Annotated in this window: 16 protein-coding genes and 1 riboswitch; of the genes, 4 read left to right on the top strand and 12 right to left on the bottom strand. The window is 73.0% G+C overall.

Features of this window, described 5'->3' with window-relative positions; all coding sequences use genetic code 11:
* Positions 1 to 171: 171 nt before the first annotated feature.
* The 3 genes from OG309_RS11330 to OG309_RS11320 all read right to left on the bottom strand — a co-directional run bounded on the left by OG309_RS11330 (position 172) and on the right by OG309_RS11320 (position 3,401).
* Positions 172 to 846, bottom strand: coding sequence for an O-methyltransferase (locus tag OG309_RS11330; RefSeq protein WP_329420233.1), 675 nt, complete (start codon positions 844 to 846; stop codon positions 172 to 174).
* On the bottom strand, positions 843 to 1,916 hold the full coding sequence (locus tag OG309_RS11325; protein ID WP_329420231.1) for a DUF2330 domain-containing protein: 1,074 nt from the start codon (positions 1,914 to 1,916) through the stop codon (positions 843 to 845). The genes OG309_RS11330 and OG309_RS11325 overlap by 4 nt, the downstream gene beginning before the upstream one ends.
* Positions 1,917 to 2,156: 240 nt before the next feature.
* Positions 2,157 to 3,401 (bottom strand): cytochrome P450, encoded by a 1,245-nt coding sequence (locus OG309_RS11320; protein WP_329420229.1) that lies wholly within the window; start codon positions 3,399 to 3,401, stop codon positions 2,157 to 2,159.
* Positions 3,402 to 3,648: 247 nt separating this feature from the next.
* On the opposite strand from OG309_RS11320, the gene OG309_RS11315 reads away from it, so the two are divergent.
* The gene (locus OG309_RS11315; protein WP_329420227.1) at positions 3,649 to 4,818 is read left to right on the top strand and encodes a steroid 3-ketoacyl-CoA thiolase; all 1,170 of its coding nucleotides are present in this window, start codon (positions 3,649 to 3,651) and stop codon (positions 4,816 to 4,818) included.
* Between the two features lie 92 nt (positions 4,819 to 4,910).
* Here the strand turns inward: OG309_RS11315 and OG309_RS11310 are convergent, their stop codons facing one another.
* From OG309_RS11310 to OG309_RS11275, 8 genes are all read right to left on the bottom strand, one after another.
* Positions 4,911 to 5,312: a transglycosylase SLT domain-containing protein gene (locus OG309_RS11310; protein WP_329420226.1), complete on the bottom strand. Its 402-nt coding sequence runs from the start codon at positions 5,310 to 5,312 to the stop codon at positions 4,911 to 4,913.
* A gap of 286 nt (positions 5,313 to 5,598) precedes the next feature.
* Complete coding sequence (locus OG309_RS11305; protein ID WP_329420224.1) at positions 5,599 to 6,456, bottom strand: ECF transporter S component; 858 nt, start codon at positions 6,454 to 6,456, stop codon at positions 5,599 to 5,601.
* Entirely contained in the window at positions 6,453 to 8,156 is a 1,704-nt protein-coding gene (locus tag OG309_RS11300; RefSeq protein ID WP_329420223.1) for an ABC transporter ATP-binding protein, read from the bottom strand. The genes OG309_RS11305 and OG309_RS11300 overlap by 4 nt, the downstream gene beginning before the upstream one ends.
* Positions 8,153 to 9,262, bottom strand: a complete 1,110-nt coding sequence (locus OG309_RS11295; protein WP_329420222.1) for an energy-coupling factor transporter transmembrane component T — start codon at positions 9,260 to 9,262, stop codon at positions 8,153 to 8,155. Before OG309_RS11295 ends, OG309_RS11300 begins: the two co-directional genes overlap by 4 nt.
* Complete coding sequence (locus OG309_RS11290) at positions 9,259 to 9,894, bottom strand: SCO2322 family protein (RefSeq protein ID WP_329428264.1); 636 nt, start codon at positions 9,892 to 9,894, stop codon at positions 9,259 to 9,261. Before OG309_RS11290 ends, OG309_RS11295 begins: the two co-directional genes overlap by 4 nt.
* Before the next feature lie 41 nt (positions 9,895 to 9,935).
* On the bottom strand, positions 9,936 to 11,186 hold the full coding sequence (locus OG309_RS11285) for a prenyltransferase/squalene oxidase repeat-containing protein (protein ID WP_329420221.1): 1,251 nt from the start codon (positions 11,184 to 11,186) through the stop codon (positions 9,936 to 9,938).
* A gap of 95 nt (positions 11,187 to 11,281) precedes the next feature.
* Positions 11,282 to 11,354, bottom strand: a riboswitch (cobalamin riboswitch).
* A gap of 93 nt (positions 11,355 to 11,447) precedes the next feature.
* Positions 11,448 to 12,497 (bottom strand): MBL fold metallo-hydrolase, encoded by a 1,050-nt coding sequence (locus tag OG309_RS11280; RefSeq protein WP_329420220.1) that lies wholly within the window; start codon positions 12,495 to 12,497, stop codon positions 11,448 to 11,450.
* Positions 12,498 to 12,601: 104 nt separating this feature from the next.
* Positions 12,602 to 13,063 (bottom strand): hypothetical protein, encoded by a 462-nt coding sequence (locus tag OG309_RS11275; protein ID WP_329420219.1) that lies wholly within the window; start codon positions 13,061 to 13,063, stop codon positions 12,602 to 12,604.
* A gap of 224 nt (positions 13,064 to 13,287) precedes the next feature.
* On the opposite strand from OG309_RS11275, the gene OG309_RS11270 reads away from it, so the two are divergent.
* From OG309_RS11270 to OG309_RS11260, 3 genes are all read left to right on the top strand, one after another.
* Complete coding sequence (locus tag OG309_RS11270) at positions 13,288 to 14,757, top strand: aldehyde dehydrogenase (RefSeq protein WP_329420218.1); 1,470 nt, start codon at positions 13,288 to 13,290, stop codon at positions 14,755 to 14,757.
* Positions 14,757 to 14,990 (top strand): ferredoxin, encoded by a 234-nt coding sequence (locus OG309_RS11265; protein ID WP_329420217.1) that lies wholly within the window; start codon positions 14,757 to 14,759, stop codon positions 14,988 to 14,990. Before OG309_RS11270 ends, OG309_RS11265 begins: the two co-directional genes overlap by 1 nt.
* Positions 14,991 to 15,131: 141 nt before the next feature.
* Positions 15,132 to 15,671: a hypothetical protein gene (locus OG309_RS11260; RefSeq protein ID WP_329420216.1), complete on the top strand. Its 540-nt coding sequence runs from the start codon at positions 15,132 to 15,134 to the stop codon at positions 15,669 to 15,671.
* Between the two features lie 11 nt (positions 15,672 to 15,682).
* Here OG309_RS11260 and OG309_RS11255 read toward each other — a convergent pair whose 3' ends face one another.
* Positions 15,683 to 16,309 carry a TetR family transcriptional regulator gene (locus tag OG309_RS11255; protein ID WP_329420214.1) on the bottom strand — a complete coding sequence of 209 codons (627 nt, stop codon included), beginning with the start codon at positions 16,307 to 16,309 and terminating at the stop codon, positions 15,683 to 15,685.
* Between the last annotated feature and the right edge of the window lie 217 nt (positions 16,310 to 16,526).

The raw sequence follows: 16,526 nt of genomic DNA, 5'->3' as shown, positions 1-16,526 counted from the left end.
TCGGGTGACGTGCGGCATCACCCGAACCGACGCAGAACCTACACAGCGTAGTCACACGGTGGCATAGGGCTGTGTGAATATGACTGGTTATTGCTGGCGTTGGTCGCGATATATCCAGTTTGGGATCCCCGGCGAGGGGCAGGCGACCCCTCCGCGAGGCAGCGGGCGGCGCTAGTCGATCACGCGGGCGACCAGCAGTCCGTCGTGCCCCTTCGTGCCCACCGTCTGGAGGGCGGTCGCGTCGAGCCGCGGCTCGCGGGAGATCAGGTCGAACATGGCGCGGATGCCGGTGATCGCCGGGTCGTCGGGGTGGGCGGTGGCGACCTTCCCGCCGCGCGCCACGTTGTCGACGACGATCAGCGTGCCGGGCCGGGACAGCCTCAGGGCCCAGGAGACGTAGTGCGGGTTGTTGGCCTTGTCGGCGTCGACGAAGACGAAGTCGAAGGGGCCCGCGCCCTCCTCCGCGAGGGCGGGGAGCGTGTCCAGGGCGGCGCCCGTGCGCACCTCGACGGTCTTGTCGAGGCCCGCGCGGGCGATGTTGGCGCGGGCCACGTCCGCGTGGACGGGGGAGTACTCCAGGCTGATCAGCCTGCCGTCCGCGGGCAGCGCGCGGGCCAGCCAGATGGTGCTGTAGCCGCCGAGGGTGCCGATCTCCAGGACCTTCTTCGCGCCCTGCGCGCGGACGAGGAGGTTCAGCAGTTTGCCCTGGTTGGGGGCGACGGCGATCTCCGGCAGCCCGGCGGCCGTGGACGCGTCGAGCGCGGCGTCGAGCACCTCGTCGTCGGGTGCGAGGAGCCCGGTGAAGTAGCGGTCCACGGCGGTCCATCGATCCTGGTCGTTGCTCATGCGGCCGAACGTACACCGGCCCTCGTGCGCCGCACCCGCACCGCCACGAGGACTCCGGCCACGACCAGCAGGACCGTGCCGGTCACGGTGAGCAGCCAGACCGGGACGCCGCCGGCGGTCAGCAGCCGGTCGGTGTAGTACACCCTCTGGTACGGGGTGTCCGCTTCGGCGCGGACGAGTGTGTGGTCGCCGTCGATCCGGGCGGGGACCGGGAAGTACTGCCCGACGGCGGTGAGGAAGACCGGGGCGCGGCCGGTGAGTTCGGCGACGGCGCCGTCGGGCGCGTCGAGCGTCCCGGCGAAGGTGACGTCGGGCCGGTCGCCGCCGATGCGGCCCTGCGGCTCCATGCGGTGGCCGGAGAGCACGTACAGGTCGAGCGCCTGTGGGGTCTTCGCCAGCCGGGAGAGGCGCATCGGGTAGACGGGCGTGTCGTTGGCGAAGGTGATCCGCAGCGGGTCGAGGGAGCCGTGCAGGGGTTCGCCGGGCTGTTCGGGGGCGAGGCGGACGGCGACGTACTCCCACTTCCGCTCGACGTACGGGCGCAGTTCGCCGGCGAGCCGGTCGGAGAGCTCGAAGCCGTTGCGGTGCAGCCAGTCGCCGAGCGCGTCCGGGTCGGTGGCGGTCAGCCGGGCCACGTCGAAGGGGCCGAGCCGTTCGCGGCCGACGACGCCGACGCCGGGGGCCTGGGCGGTGGGCGGCGCCGCCCCGGCGACGCCGTCGGTGTCGCCGGAGGAGAAGGGCCAGTCGCCGGAGCGCGGCCAGAAGTGGTCGCGGTCCCGGTTCACGGGTGCGGTGAGCCGGTACAGGGCGTCGAAGAGCGCCGGGTCCCCCAGCCGGACGTCGGCGCGGTGCGGCACGGGCATGACCCAGGCGGCCTTCTCGGCGTCGCCGTGCACGCTGAAGCGCATGACGATCCGTTCGGTGCCCGTCCGCTCGTCCCAGTGCACGGCCGAGGTCTCGCGGTCGACGCCGATCCGGGCGCCGCTGCCCGGGATCATGGCGCCGCAGCCGCAGGCGTAGGCCGGTGCGACGAGCGAGCCGGCCTGGAGGGCGAGCAGCGCGACGAGCATGGTGAGCAGTCTGGTGAACCGGTTCCGGTGTGTCCCCCGCATGCCTGCTCGGACGTAGGGGCGGAGCATCCGGTTCCGTCGCCCGCGCCACGCCGTGCCCGTCCGTGGATGCCGTGCCGTGCGGTCGTGCCGTGCGGTGTCGTGCGGTGCGGGATCGTGCCGTGCGGTGTCGTGCCGTGCGGCTTCCGTGGGGGAGGCGGGGCCGTCGGCGTGGGGATGGGACCCCGCCTCCCCGGGCCCTCAGGCCACCCGGACCTGGAGCTCCTTGATGCCGTTCAGCCACGCCGCCCGCAGTCGGCGCGGGTCGCCCGCGAGGGTCAGGTCGGGCAGTTCGTCGGCGAGCGCCTCGAAGATCAGCTCGATCTCCTTGATGGCGAGGGACTTGCCGAGGCAGAAGTGCGGTCCGCCGCCGCCGAAGCCGAGGTGCGGGTTGGGGTCGCGGCCGATGTCGAAGGCCTCGGGGTTCTCGAAGACCTCGGGGTCGTTGTTGGCGGAGGAGTAGAAGAGGCCGACCCGGTCGCCCTTGCGGATCTGCTGCCCGCCGAGCTCGGTGTCCTGGGTGGCGGTCCGCTGGAAGGAGACGACGGGGGTCGCCCAGCGCACGATCTCCTCGGCGGCGGTCGCGGGCCGCTCCCGCTTGTAGCGCTCCCACTGGTCGGGGTGGGTGAGGAAGGCGTGCATGCCGTGGCTGATGGCGTTGCGGGTGGTCTCGTTGCCGGCGACGGCGAGGAGCAGCACGAAGAAGCCGAACTCGTCGGAGGAGAGGTTGCCCTGCCCCTCGGCGGCGACGAGCTGGCTCACGATGTCCTGGGCGGGGCACTCCTTGCGGCCGGCGGCGAGGTTCATCGAGTAGCCGATGAGCTCCATCGCGGCCTCGGCCCCGATCTCCTCGGTGATGGCGTACTCGGGGTCGTCGTACGCGACCATCTTGTTCGACCAGTCGAAGATCCTGGCCCGGTCCTCCTGCGGTACGCCGATGAGTTCGGCGATGGCCTGGAGCGGCAGTTCGACGGCGACCTTGGTGACGAAGTCGAAGGTGCCGCCCTCGCCGGCCGAGGCCTTCGCCTCCTCGACGATGGCGCGGGCCCGGTCGCGCAGCGCGGTCTCCAGGCTCCGGATGGCGCGCGGGGTGAAGCCGCGCTGGACGATCTGGCGGACCCGGCTGTGCTCGGGCGGGTCCATGTTGAGCATGATCAGCTTCTGGACCTCGATCTGGTCCCGGGTGATGTGCTCGTTGAAGCGGATGACGGCGGTGTTCTCGTTGGAGGAGAACAGCTCGGGGTGGGTGGAGACGTACTTGACGTCGGCGTGCCGGGTCACGGCCCAGTAGCCGTCGTCGGCGAAGCCGGTGAGGCCGGGGGTCTGGGCGCACCACCAGACGGGCGCGGTCTGCCGCAGTCGGGCGAACTCCGGATGGGGTATCCGGTCCTGGAGCAGATCGGGGTCGGTGGCGTCGAACCCTTCGGAGAGGTGAGGGCACGGCATCGGCAACACGTCCTTGTCTGATCCTGTCAGCCCATTGTCTGACGACCCATCAGAAGTTGCCGGGAAAGGTAGTAACGAGTTCTACAAGAGGCAAGGCATGGCGCGGGAACTGTTGCGTTCCGGACCCTTGCGTACCCGCGGTAGCAGTCATAAGACTGCACTCAGAACTAGAACGCGTACCAGTTCCGGATGTGAGTCCGCACCGGAGTGCCGGGACACCCCGGGCGGGCGAGGAGAGGACGAGCTCATGGCCGCGGAACCCGTCATCGTCGAAGCCGTACGCACCCCCATCGGCAAGCGCGGAGGCGCGCTCGCCAATCTGCACCCCGCCTATCTCCTCGGCGAGACCTACCGCGAGCTCCTCGGCCGCACCGGCATCCACGCCGACTGCGTCGAGCAGATCGTCGGCGGCACGGTCACCCACGCCGGGGAGCAGTCCATGAACCCCGCCCGCACCGCCTGGCTCACCATGGGCCTCCCGTACGAGACCGCCGCCACCACCGTCGACTGTCAGTGCGGCTCCTCGCAGCAGGCCAGCCACATGGTCGCCAACATGGTCGCGGCCGGCGTCATCGACATCGGCATCAGCTGCGGCGTCGAGGCGATGTCCCGCGTCCCGCTCGGTTCCGGCTCCAAGCACGGCCCCGGCAAGCCCTGGCCGGACGAGTGGAACGTCGACCTGCCCAACCAGTTCGAGGCCGCCGAACGCATCGCCCGCCGCCGCGGCCTCACCCGCGAACGCGTCGACTCCCTCGGCCTGCTCTCCCAGGAACGGGCCGCCGTCGCCTGGTCCGAGGAGAGGTTCAAGCGCGAGACCTTCGCCGTCCAGGTCCCCACCACCGAGGAGGAGCAGGCCGCGGGCCACGGCATGTGGCGGCTCGTCGACCGTGACGAGGGCCTGCGCGACACCAGCATGGAGGGGCTCGGCCGGCTCAAGCCCGTCATGCCGACGGCCATCCACACCGCCGGCAACTCCTCCCAGATCTCCGACGGCGCCTCCGCGATCATGTGGGCCTCCAAGCGCATGGCCCGCGCCCTCAAGCTGCGTCCACGCGCCCGGATCGTCGCCCAGGCCCTGGTCGGCGCCGACCCGCACTACCACCTCGACGGACCCGTCGACGCGACCCGCGCGGTGCTCGGCAAGGCCGGGATGTCCCTCAAGGACATCGACCTCGTCGAGATCAACGAGGCCTTCGCCTCCGTCGTGCTCAGCTGGGCACAGGTCTTCGACCAGGACCTGGAGAAGGTCAACGTCAACGGCGGCGCCATCGCCCTCGGGCACCCCGTCGGCGCCACCGGGGCCCGGCTCATCGCCACCGCCCTGCACGAGCTGGAGCGCACCGACAAGGAGTTCGCGCTGATCACCATGTGCGCGGGCGGCGCGCTGGCCACCGGGACGATCATCCAGCGGCTGTGACCGGGTGACCACACCCCGGAAACGCCGCAGGCCCCGCCCCTCCGTGCGGAGGGCGGGGCCTTGCGGGTGTGCGCGGTGCGGCGTGGTGACTCTTAGTACCAGCCGTGCGACTGCCAGAAGTTCCAGGCGCCGTTCGGGGAGCCGTAGCGCTCGTTCATGTAGTCCAGACCCCACTTGATCTGCGTGGCGGGGTTGGTCTTCCAGTCGGAACCGGCCGAGGACATCTTCGAACCCGGGAGGGCCTGGACCAGGCCGTAGGCGCCGCTGGAGGAGTTGGTGGCGGTGTGGTTCCAGCCGGACTCGTGCTCGACGATCTTGCTGAAGGACGCGAACTGGGCCGGCGGCACGATCTGCCGGGCGATCTCCTGGGGGGTGGCGGCGGAAGCCGTACCCGTCGTGCCGAGCACCGCACCCGAGGCGCCGAGCAGCACCGCTGCGGTCACGGCGAAGGACTTCTTGCGGGAGTTGGCACGAGTGGCGATCGAGCGGAACAAAGCGTCATACCTAACGTCGGGGGCTGGGTCCGCGCCAGGGGTTTCGGCATGCCGGAACCAGGGCCCGGGAGACCCGGGAACTGGGGGGAACCGGCCGGCCGTGCCGTTGCGATGAGCACCGGCTGCCTGGCGACGTCCACCAGACAAACAAACCCCGGACGGCGGCGCAATCACCCCCAGTACGAGGAAGGTTCGGACCCCGGCGGCGGGGCCCGGCGCGCGCTCTGTGCCGTTTCCGCAGGCAGGGCACCCCTATGGGGGGATTTGGTACACCCTCGAACGCCTACTATTTCCCGTCGTACGTGACGTGGGTCCTATGAGGCGCCTCACCCGCGAGGGCCCTCTCCGGGGCCTCGAATGTGACCTGGGCCTCGAAGTTCGCGCGCCGCGTGGCCCGCCGGAGCGCCTTCAGGAGGGTGCCGCCGACGGCCAGGGTCAGCACCACCGTGAGGACGGCCCGCCCGAGGTCCCAGCCGAGGGAGGTCGCGACCACGTACGCCAGGAACCGGACCAGGTTCTCGTGCACCGGCGCCCCCGGCTGGAAGGAGATCCCCTGCCCCAGGCCGCCGACCGTCACCCAGCCGTAGAGATTGGTGACCGTGCCGTACGCGAACGCCGCCAGGAAGCCGTAGCCGGAGAGCATCAGCAGCTCGCCCCGGCCCCGCACCCTCCCCGGCAGCAGGCCCGCGCCCATCGCGAACCAGCCCATCGCCAGCATCTGCGTCGGCATCCACGGCCCCACGCCCCCCGTGAGCAGGGCCGACGCGAACATCGTGACCGCGCCCAGCACGAAGCCGAAGCCCGGTCCCAGGACCCGGCCGCTCAGCACCATCAGGAAGAACATCGGCTCCAGGCCGGCCGTCCCCGCCCCCAGCGGGCGCAGCGCCGCCCCCACGGCGGCCAGCACCCCCAGCATCGCCACCGCCTTCGCGTCCATCCCGCAGTCCGCGATCGTCGCCACGACCACCGCGATGAGGAGGGGGAGCAGCAGGGCGAAGAACCAGGGGGCGTCGGCGGCGTGGTCGGTCAGCGCCGAGCCCGGGTCGGCGAAGAGCGGCCAGCCGACCGCGATCAGCCCGACGACGGAGACCAGGACCAGGGCGACGACCGAACGGACGCCCAGCCGGATCGGCCGCGCGCTCACAGCGCCGCCTCCACCTGTTCGACGGTGAGCCACGGCTGGGGCGCCAGGACCTTCGCGACCTGCGGCGAGAACGCGGGGGAGGAGACGACCACCTCGGCCGTCGGCCCGTCCGCGACCACCTCGCCGCCCGCGACGATCACCACCCGGTGCGCCAGCTCCGCCGCCAGCTCCACGTCGTGCGTGGCCAGCACGATCGCGTGCCCCTCGGCCGCGAGCCCGCGCAGCCGCGCCACCAGGCGGGCCTTGGCCGCGTAGTCCAGACCGCGGGTCGGCTCGTCGAGCAGCAGCAGCGGCGGGCGGGCCGTCAGCACCACGGAGAGGGCGAGCGTCAGCCGCTGCCCCTCCGACAGGTCCCGCGGATGCGTCTCGTCCGCGACGCCCGGCAGCAGCTCCGACACCAGCGCCCGGCAGCTCCCCGGCTCCGCCCCCGCGTCCTCGTCGGCGGCCGCGCACTCGGCGGCCACCGTGTCCGCGAACAGCAGGTCCCGGGGCTCCTGCGGGACGAGCCCGACCTGCCGGATCAGGGTTCGCGGGTCCGTGGCGTGCGGGGTGAGCCCGGCGACGCGGACGGTGCCGGAGGTCGGCGCGATCATCCCGACGAGCGTGCCGAGCAGCGTCGACTTCCCGGCCCCGTTCCGTCCCATCAGGGCGACGGTCTCGCCCGCGGCGACCTGGAGGGTCACCTGGCGCAGGGCCTCGACGCGGCCGCGGCGGACGGCGAGGCGGTCGACGTGGACGAGGGGGAGGCCGGGGGCGGCGGCGGGTGCGGAGCGGGTGCGGCGGCGCCGGAAGAGGGAGAGACCCCCACCGCGCCCCTGCGCGGAGCCGGGGGCGTGCTCCCGGGCTCCCGTACGGCCCGCGGCCGTGCCCTCGCGCGCCGGCGCGGCGGGACGTGCTCCCGCCAACCGCTCCCGCAAGGCCCCCGCCGCCCGCCGGGCGTCCCGCACGGACAGCGGCAACGGCTCCCACCCCGCCAGCCGCCCCAGGGCGACCACCGGCGGGTGGACCGGCGAGACGGCCATGACGTCGGCGGGCCGTCCCAGGACGCCGTCGGGGAGCAGGAGGACCTGGTCCGCGTACTGCACGACCCGCTCCAGCCGGTGCTCCGCCATCAGGACCGTCGTGCCGAGGTCGTGGACGAGCCGCTGGAGCACGGCGAGCACGTCCTCCGCGGCCGACGGGTCGAGCGCGGAGGTCGGCTCGTCGAGGACGAGGACCTTGGGGTGCGGGGTGAGCACGGAGCCGATCGCGACGCGCTGCTGCTGCCCGCCCGAGAGCGTGGCGATGGGCCGGTCGCGGAGTTCGGCCAGGCCCAGCAGGTCCAGGACCTCCTCGACGCGCCGCCGCATGACGGCGGGCGCGAGGCCCAGGGACTCCATGCCGTAGGCCAGCTCGTCCTCGACGGTGTCGGTGACGAAGTGGGCGAGCGGGTCCTGCCCCACTGTCCCGACCAGGTCGGCGAGCTCGCGGGGCGGGTGGGTGCGGGTGTCGCGTCCGTCGACGGTGACCCGGCCGCGCAGGGTGCCGCCGGTGAAGTGGGGGACGAGCCCGGACACCGCGTTCAGGAGGGTCGACTTGCCGACCCCGGAGGGCCCGACGAGCAGCACCAGCTCGCCCTCGGGCACGGTCAGGTCGAGCCCGCTCAGGGTGGGCGCGGCCGCGTCGTCGTACGTCACCGAGACGTTCTCGAAGCGGATCATCGGGAGGTCTCCTTCGGAACGGGGGCCACGAAGGCGGGGAGCAGGCCGAGCAGCACGGACGCCGCGGGCCACAGCGGCAGCTCGGGCGCCCGGAGGGGGACGACGCCGGGGCGGAGCGCCTCGGGGTCGACCGACGCGGCCCAGATCATCGCGACGGCGACCGCGATGCCGGAGGCGGCGACGAGCCAGGCCCGGACGCCCCAGCGGTCGGGCCGGTAGCGGGTCCTGGCGGCCCGCCGCCCGCCGAGCCGCAGCCCCGCGACGGCCGCGAGGAGCCCGGCGGCGAGCAGCGGCAGCCCGTACCCGGCACCCTGCGCGGCGAGCAGCCCGTACGATCCCGCGCACACGCCGAGGAGCCCGCCGATCGTCAGCACGGCGGTGGTGCGCCGTACGGCGGGCGGCACCTGGGCGGTCCGGCCGTAGCCGCGCGCGTCCATGGAGGCGGCCACGGCCACCGAGCGTTCGAGGGCGCCCTCCAGGACCGGAAGGCCGATCTGGAGCAGGGCCCGCACCCCGCCGGTGGGGCGGCCGCGCAGCCGCCGGGCGGTGCGCAGCCGGACCACGTCGGCGACCATGTTCGGTGCGAAGGTCATCGCGACGACGACGGCGACCCCCACCTCGTACAGCGCGCCCGGCAGCGACTTGAGCAGCCGCGCCGGGTTGGCGAGCGCGTTCGCCGCGCCCACGCAGATGAGCAGGGTCGCCAGTTTCAGCCCGTCGTACAGGGCGAAGACGAGTTGTTCGGCGGTGACCCGGCCGCCGATCCGTACGCCCTGCGCCCAGTCGGGCAGGGGTACCTCGGGCAGCGTGAACAGCAGCCGCTCGCCCGGGATCGGCGAGCCGAGGACCAGCGAGAACACCACCCGCAGGGCGACGACGAACAGGCCCAGCTTGACGAAGGCGCCGTACGAGCGGGCCCAGGGCGCCTCGGTGCGGCGGGCCGCGACGACGTACCCCGCGACGCCGACGATCAGGCCGAGGACCAGCGGGTTGGTGGTGCGCGAGGCGGCCACGGCGAGGCCGAGCGCCCAGAGCCACCAGGCTCCGGGGTGCAGGGCGTTCGAGCGGTTCGCCTCGGGGGCGCGCAGCCGGTTCGGGCGGGTCATCCGCGGCGGCGGCGGGCCTGCCAGACGCCGGCGACGCCGAGGAGCAGCACGGCGGCGCCGCCCGTGACGAGCCCGAAGGAGGGGCCGCCGGAGTGCTCGGGAGCGGCGGCGGCCGGGGTCCCGGACGGCTTCGCGGCGGGCTTCGACGCGGCGGCGTCCGGTGCGGTCGCCACCTGCTCGCCGCAGCCCTTCGCCGGGTAGCCGGCGATCCCGCAGAGCATCGCGTTCGTGTCGTACCGCAGCGGCTTGGCGACCGCGGCGAGCGCCTCGGCGGCGGTGGCGTCCTCGCGGACCTGCGGGCAGCCGGCCGTGAGCACCTTCGCGGGCGGGGTCTCGCCGGGCGGGGCGTCGAGGGGGCCGCCGAAGTCGACGACGACCGCGACCCGCTTGTTGCCGTCCTGCTTCTCCACGCCCGCGCAGATCTGCCCGAAGTCGGGCGCGGCGGAGGGCTTCGAGGCGTCGGCGGAGTCCTTGCTGACGGCGAAGCGGAAGCCGATGACGTCGCCGTCGGCGGGCCGGGCGGTCGCCGGGCCCTGGGTGGCGTAGGCCCAGCCGCCGCCCTTGCCCTCGCCCTCCCAGAAGGACCAGTAGCGGTAGCCGGCGGCCTGGGCGGGGGCGGCGGCCAGCAGCATCAGGAGACCGGCGGCGCCACCGGCGAGCCCGGTGCGGGCCCTCACTTCTTGCGGCCGCTCAGGAGGAAGCCGATGCCGACGCCGACGACCATGCCGATGCCGATGATCCACCACAGGTCGAAGCCGGACTCGTCGTCCTCGGCGGTGGTGGACGCCTGCGAGTTGTCGGGCGCCTTGGGGGCGGGCCCGGTGGCGTTCAGCCGCTCCAGGAGGTCCGTGCTGCCGAAGCTGCGCGGGTCGGTGTCCATGGCGTGCGCGGCGAAGACCAGCTGGGCGTAGGCGGCGGGGCCGCTCGTCCCGGCCCACTGGGAGGAGTTCTTCTCCAGCCAGGCCAGGGCGCCGGCCGCTTCCTTCTTCGCACCGGCCGCGGCGAGCGCGACGACGGCGTCGGCGGTGTTGCCGTAGTCGGGGAGCTCGGCGGTCTCGGAGGCGCCGGGCATCGGCGGGACGGTGAGGTGGCCGGTCTTGGCGAGCTGGGCGGCGAGGTAGGCGGCGCCGTTGAGCGCGGCCCGGTCGGCGGTCGGCTTCGGCAGGTCCTTGCAGACGGGGGGCTGTTCGGGCTGGGTGCCGCGGGCGGTGATGCTCTTGCCGAGCCCGCCGAGGGTGGCGGCGGCGGTGGCGTCGGCGTTGGCGAACAGCTTGCCGGTCTTGTCGGGCTGGTAGGCGAAGGCTCCGGCGCCTTCCTTGTCCGTGCAGGGCAGGGCGAAGGTGAGGAGGGCGTCGTACGGGTTCCGGCCGTCGGTGGACTTCACGTCGCCGGGGCGCTCGCCGGCGGCGACGAAGGCGCTGACGACGATGGAGGTGGAGTTGGCGTCGCTGGGCCCGCCGGGGGTGTAGCTCCAGCCGCCGTCCTTGTTCTGCACGCTCTTGAGCCAGGCGGTGCCCGCCTTGGCGGCCTTCTCGGCCTTCTCGGGGGCGTCGGACTGGCGCCGGACCGCGGCGAGCGCCTGGACGGCGGCGGCGGTGGCGTTGCTGTCGAGCATCGTCTTGGCGTCGCAGGGCTTGGCCGGGTCGGGGCGGTACGAGGCGAAGGCGCCGGAGTCGCACTGCTGGCCGAGCAGCCAGTCCACGGCCTGGTCGGCGGGCTGGATGCCGGAGGTGCGCTGGGCCAGGAAGGCCAGCGACTGGCGCCAGACGCCGTCGTAGGTCGGGTCGGTCGTGCCGTACAGACCGGCGGGGATCTTCGCGGGGGTCGGCGTCGGCGAGGGTGCGGCGGCGGCCACTCCGGCGGCGGTGGTGCTGAGCACGGCACCGGCCGCGAGTGCGGCGGCGACACGGCGAACGCTGATCATGGGTCCCTCTCCTGCGGGCACCGGACACCAGGCACCCGAGGAGCCGGCCTCCGGCGCCGTATTCCTCGACGGTGCCGGCGCTCACGTCCCGTACCGGGCATTCCGACTCCATGCCCTTCCGGGCACGTCACGGCTGCGGGTCAGTGCCGGAATCCCACCGGCTTCCCCCTGTACGGGCATGACGACGACCGCCCACTCTACCGGCCGCGCCCCGCCGGGCCGGGGCGCCGTGCGTCACACCGGCGGCGCGGGCGGAGGGCGTCAGACCGCCTGGTAGGCCACCGGGTCCGTGCCGGGGACGGGCTCGGCGCGGCCCAGTTTCACCAGGCGCCGGAGATGGGCCTCGGCCTCGCTGACGGCGATGTTGCGGGAGCCGTGCGGGATGAGCTCCCAGGGGCGGTTCCACTCCATGCGTTCGGCGAGCTGCCAGGGGGTGAGCGGGGTGGCCAGGAGGGCGAGCAGCCCGGCGAGGCGTTCCTCGTGGTGGTCGAGGAGCTCGCGGACCCGGCGGGCGGCGTCGGGGAAGGCGTACTGGTGGGCGGGGAGCACTTCGGCGACGCCGAGCCGCCCGATGCGTTCGAGGGAGTCGAGGTAGTCGCCGAGGGGGTCGGCGGCGGTGGCCTCGTCGGGGTCCTCGTACAGGCCGATGTGCGGGCTGATCCCGGGCAGCAGGTGGTCGCCGGAGAAGAGCCGGCCGTGGCCGGGCAGGCCGGCCGGGTGGGCCTCCTCCAGGTGGAGGCAGACGTGGCCGGGGGTGTGGCCGGGGGTCCAGACGGCGCGCAGCCGGCGCCCGGCGAGGTCGAGCAGCTCGCCGGGGACGATCTCCCGGTCGGGCAGGGCGGAGGACAGGCCGGGCAGGGTCCGCATCCGGCCGGCGGCGCGGGCGGCGCGCAGCGGGGCGGTGTGCTCCTCGGGGGCGCCGACGGCGGCCAGCTTGCGGGCCAGGTAGTCGAGCCAGCTGCCGGGTTCGGCGCTGCCGGTGCGGCGGACGACGGCGATGTCGGCGGCGTGCATGGCGATCCACGCCCCGGACTCCTCCCGGACCCGGCCGGACAGGCCGTGGTGGTCGGGGTGGTGGTGGGTGACGACGACGCCGTGGACGTCCTGGATGCCGATGCCCAAGGTGCCGAGTCCGGTGGTGAGTTCGTGCCAGGAGGCGGGGTCGTCCCAGCCGGTGTCGACGAGGACGGGGCCGCGGTCGGTGTCGAGGACGTGCACGAGGGTGTGGCCGAGGGGGTTGTCCGGGATGGGCACCCGCAGCGACCAGACGCCTCCGCCGTGCTCGGTCACCTGGTCGGTCGGCTGCGTCATGAGCGCCCTCGTCTCTGCGTGCCGGTACGGCTGTCGCAGCACTATAACGAGAACTGACGCAGCGTCAGAATAGCTGGGGAGGGGCGAATGGCGGGGAGGGCGGGTCAGTCGATCCGCTGGCACACCGGCACGGGCAGGCGCGGCGACCAGGTCTGCGTGGTGCGGTCGAAGGCGCGGGCGTAGCCGTTGTTGCCGGGGGCGCACGGTGAACTGATCGTGGTCTCCACGTAGATCGCGCCGCCCGGGGTGATGGAGTGGGTCCGCGCGATGACCGTCTGCCGGAACATGATGGTGCCGTTGTTCAGCTTGACGTAGAGGGTGACCGGGCCGTCGACGGTGAAGTTGCCGCCGCCGATCTTCAGGTGCCCGTTGAAGGTGTACTGGAAGAGGAAGGGTGCGGGCGCCTTCGTGGTGACGGAGACGCTCTCGGGTACGGGCTGCGCGACCGGCGTGGGTGCCGCCGAGGCGGTCGCCGGCACGAGCAGGGCCACCGCGGCGACGGACGAGACCGCGGCGGCCGTCAGGCGCCGGGCCCGGTGCGGATGTGAGCGCGCGAGGGTACGCATGGCTGCTCCTGTGGGGCGTGGGGGAGGGTGACGTCGGCGGCCGGGGGGTGCGCGCGGCCGCGGGTTCTTCCGCTCCGCCTCAAAGTCTAGACCGGCGGGCTCCGGGACGCCCGCCGTCCCGAGTCTGGCCAAGCAGAACTAGAACTGGTATCAGTTCTGAAACACAGTCAGATATCGGCGGACAGATATCGGCATCGGCGCGTGGTTCCGGGAGGCAGTCGGTCATGACCGAGCTTGTGGAGCACGGAAAACTGTTCATCGGCGGCGAGTTGGCCGACCCGCTCGGCAGCGACGTCATCGAGGTGATCTCCCCCCACACCGAGGAGGTCATCGGCCGCGTCCCGCACGCGGCCGAGGCCGATGTCGACCGGGCCGTCGCCGCCGCCCGCCGGGCCTTCGACGAGGGGCCCTGGCCGCGGATGACGCTGGAGGAGCGGATCGAGGTCGTCGGGCGGATCAAGGACGCCGTCGCGGTCCGGCACGAGGAGATCGCCCGCTCGATCAGCTCGCAGAACGGCTCCCCGTACTCCTGGTCCGTCCTCGCCCAGGCGCTCGGCGCCATGATGGTGTGGGACTCGGCGATCACCGTGGCCCGCGCGTACGCGTACGAGGAGCGGCGCGCCGGCGTCCTCGGCCCGCTGCTCGTGCGGCGCGAGCCGGTCGGCGTCGTCGCGGCGGTCGTGCCGTGGAACGTGCCGCAGTTCACCGCCGCCGCCAAGCTGGGGCCCGCGCTGCTGGCCGGCTGCACCGTGATCCTCAAGCCCTCGCCGGAGTCGCCCCTCGACTCGTACATCCTCGGCGAGATCGCGGCCGAGGCGGGCCTGCCGGAGGGCGTCCTCTCGATCCTGCCGGCGGACCGCGAGGTCAGCGAGTACCTGGTGGCGCACCCCGGCATCGACAAGGTGTCCTTCACCGGCTCGGTCGCGGCGGGCAAGCGCGTGATGGAGGTCGCCGCGCGCAACCTCACCCGCGTCACCCTCGAACTCGGCGGCAAGTCCGCCGCCGTGATCCTGCCCGACGCCGACCTCGACGCGGCCGTCGCCGGGATCGTCCCCGCTGCCTGGATGAACAACGGGCAGGCCTGCGTGGCCCAGACCCGCATCCTCGCCCCGCGCTCCCGCTACGAGGAGATCGCCGAGGCCTTCGCCGCGGCGGCCGGCGCGCTCGTGGTCGGCGACCCGCTCGACCCCGCCACCCAGGTCGGCCCGCTCGTCGCCCGCCGCCAGCAGCAGCGCTCCCTCGACTACATCTCCATCGGCCAGGCCGAAGGCGCCAAGGTCCTCACCGGCGGCGGGCGTCCGGCGGGCCTGGAGCGCGGCTGGTACGTCGAGCCGACCCTCTTCGGGGGCGTGGACAACTCCATGCGGATCGCCCGCGAGGAGATCTTCGGCCCGGTCATCTGCCTCCTGCCGTACGGGGACGAGGACGAGGCCCTGCGGGTCGCGAACGACTCCGACTACGGCCTCAGCGGCAGCGTGTGGACCGGCGACGTCGAGCACGGCGTCGACTTCGCCCGCCGGGTCCGCACCGGCACCTTCAACGTCAACACCTTCAGCCTCGACATGCTCGGCCCCTTCGGCGGCTACAAGAACTCCGGCGTCGGCCGCGAGTTCGGTCCCGAGGGCCTGGGGGAGTACCTGGAGCACAAGATGATCCACCTGCCCGCCGGCTACGAGGGGCCCGGTGGTGCGTGATGGGCGACCGCTGGCACGTCGAGGTGGACCGCACGGTCTGCATCGGTTCGGGCATGTGCATCAACCACGCCCCGCAGGCTTTCCGCCTGGACACCGCGCGCCAGTCCCACCCGCGCGAGGGCGAACTCGACGCCAACGAACGGGTCCTGGCGGCGGCGGAGGGCTGCCCGGTGGAGGCCATCTCGATCACCCTGGTGGACGGCGGGGAGACGGTGTTCCCTCCCGAGGACTAGGCGCCGCGTGGAACACGGGCCGGTACCCGGGACTTCGGGTACCGGCACCCGGCCCGGTCCGTTCCAGTCGTTCCCGCGTGCAAAACTACTCCCTTGATCACGGGGGCAACGGGCCCTCGGGCACGGGGAATCGGGAGAGTCGTGCGCAAGGCGAGGTGGGTGGCCGCGACGGTGGCCGCCAGTGCGGTGCTGTGGGTCGCGGGATGCAGTGGTCAGGGCGGCGACGCCGGCAAGGGGACTCCGGGCGGGGGCGGTTCGGGTGCCACGGCCGCACCGTCGGCCGAGGGCGGCCTGTCCGCCGACGCGGTGAAGAAGGAGATCGAGACCGCCGCGAAGGCCGCGGGCTTCACGCAGGACGCCACCGGCGACGACGTGCCGCCCGGCCTGGAGAACTGCATGGTCTCCTGGACGCCCGACACCGAGAAGGCCGTGAACCCCAAGAAGTCCTACACGGACACGCTCGACGCGCTCGGCAAGGGTGGCTGGAAGGAGGGGCAGGGCGTCGACCAGGCCGAGTCCAGGATCGTGCCCCTCACCAAGAGCCAGTGGAAGCTGAAGGCCAGCGAGCACACCATGGGCGAGTTCAAGATGGTGCTCTTCATCGCCAGCGACACCTCCCCCGCGTGCGAGGAGCTGTTCAAGGCGGACCTGGAGAAGGAGAAGAGCAAGAAGAAGTCCTGACCCCCCAGGGGTCAGCCGCGCCCGGGGGCCCCGCCGGCCCCCGGCGCGGTCAGGTCGATCAGCCGGCAGACCGTCTCGATGTCGATCTTCACCTGTGCGATCGAGGCCCGGCCCGACAGCCAGGTGATCAGCGCCGAGTGCCAGGTGTGCTCGATCACCCGCACCGCCGAGAGCTGCGACGGCGTCGGGTGCTCGGTCCCCATCGCGTCCAGGATGATCGCGGTGGTCAGCCGGGACACCGTGTCCACCTCGGGGCTCACGCTCCGGTCCGCGAAGGTCAGCGCGCGGACCATCGCGTCCGCGAGCTGCGGTTCGCGCTGGAGCGCCCGGAAGGCCCGCATCAGGGTTTCGGCCACCCTGTCCGCCGGGTCCGCGCCCGCCGGCGGACGCTTGCGGAGCGTGGTGTGCATGTGCTGGAGCTGGTCCTGCATGGTGGCGACCAGCAGATGGATCTTCGAGGGGAAGTAGCGGTAGAGGGTGCCGAGCGCGACGCCGGCCGCCTCCGCCACCTCCCGCATCTGCACGGCCTCGAACCCGCCTCGCCCGGCGAGCTGCGCGCTCGCCGTGAGGATGCGCCGTCGGCGCGCCTCCTGGCGCTCCGTCAGAGGCGGCGACGCCGGTCTGTCTTCCACGGTCATGGGGCCCCGTTCCGTGCGGTGAAGGAGGGACAGTATCGCGGGGCTCCGGCCGTGGCGCGAATCACCTGATCCGGCTTCTCACGGCGGAGCTACCTGCCGGTAGATTCTGTGCTCCTTGAAGGATCAAGAAGATCAAGCCAGAAGATCATGAACGATCAAGTCTGTAACTTGTTCTAGATTAGCGCGGGCGGTTACGCTCCCGCGAAATACACGCTCG

Origin of the sequence: Streptomyces sp. NBC_01268 (assembly GCF_036240795.1) — a bacterium.
Taxonomy (GTDB): domain Bacteria; phylum Actinomycetota; class Actinomycetes; order Streptomycetales; family Streptomycetaceae; genus Streptomyces.
This window is presented reverse-complemented; position numbering and strand designations above follow the sequence as displayed.